At 37.6% G+C, this 1307-nt stretch carries 1 protein-coding gene; it reads right to left on the bottom strand.

Annotated features, from left to right (window positions below):
* Positions 1–164 precede the first annotated feature (164 nt).
* Positions 165–614, bottom strand: coding sequence for a transposase (locus JUI58_RS19660; protein WP_204105511.1), 450 nt, complete (start codon positions 612–614; stop codon positions 165–167).
* Positions 615–1307: the final 693 nt, after the last annotated feature.

Here is a 1307-nt window from a genome sequence, read left to right on the forward strand (position 1 = left end):
TATAAATTCGCTAGTTCTATAAATTCGCTAGTTCTATAAATTCGCTAGTTCTATAAATTCGCTAGTTCTATAAATTCGCTAGTTCTATAAATTCGCTTATTTTTATTTTGTAAAGCCAGCGAGCAAGATGCTCGCACTACAAACAAAACAGATATTTTTAAAAATTAAAAAACCTCCCAGAAAAATAGATAATCTTGAGGAACATCACATAAACCCGCTTTGACTGGATTTTGACGAATATATTCCCATGTATTGAGAAATTCGGCGCGATCGCGTATCAGGCGATCGTATCTTCCATCTTGCCATATTTTGCCGATGTGTTTCATTACACGCGGAATTTGTTTGGAACTGTAGCTTTTAATACTGTGCAAAATACTCCCCAGTGTCCAATATTCTTTATCATTTTTTGCATAAGGTTTGATTAATAAATGGACGTGATCGGGCATGATAACGACGGTATACAGATAATAGCGTTGTTCGTGAAAAAAGAGGCAACTATCTAAAACAATTTGGCGAGCGTCAGGATTCAGTTCTAATTTTTCCCAAGTTGAAAATGTTATAAAATATATACCATTTGGTTTTTCTCGGGTGGGTAATTTCTTTTTGTATTTCATAACAACTATTTTTTATACTATTGTGTTGTGTTGCATTATGTTGTTGTGTTGCATTATGTTGTTGTGTTGCATTGTGTTGTGTTGCATTGTGTTGTTGTATTGCATTGTGTTGTTGTATTGCATTGTGTTGTTGTATTGCATTGTGTTGTTGTGTCCTAGCGAGCGAGACGCTCGCACTACGAATCCTATATTTTATATTCCGGCGATCGCCTTCTGTTTCTATCCTCGCAACTCCAGTAGTGCGAGCATCCTGCTCGCTGGAATTCTCCAATAACACGCTGGAATTCTCCAATAACACGCTGGAATTCTCCAACAACACGCTGGAATTCTCCAATAACACGCTGGAATTCTCCAATAACACGCTGGAATTCTCCAACAACACGCTGGAATTCTCCAACAACACGCTGGAATTCTCCAACAATACTACGAATTCTATATTTTATATTCCAGCGAGCGAGACGCTCGCACTACGAATCCCAGATTTTAGGTTTGTTTATTCTAGCGAGCGAGACGCTCGCACTACGAATCCTATATTTTAGATTCCAGCGATCGCATTCCTTGTCTATCCTATCAATTTGGGTAGTGCGAGCATCTTGCTCGCTATTTTTACAAAACTGATTCTCGCTATTTTTACAAAACTGATTCTCGCTATTTTTACAAAACTGATTCTCGCTATTTTTACAAAACTGATTC

The sequence above is a fragment of the Spirulina sp. CCY15215 genome (assembly GCF_016888125.1).
GTDB lineage: Bacteria > Cyanobacteriota > Cyanobacteriia > Cyanobacteriales > Spirulinaceae > CCY15215.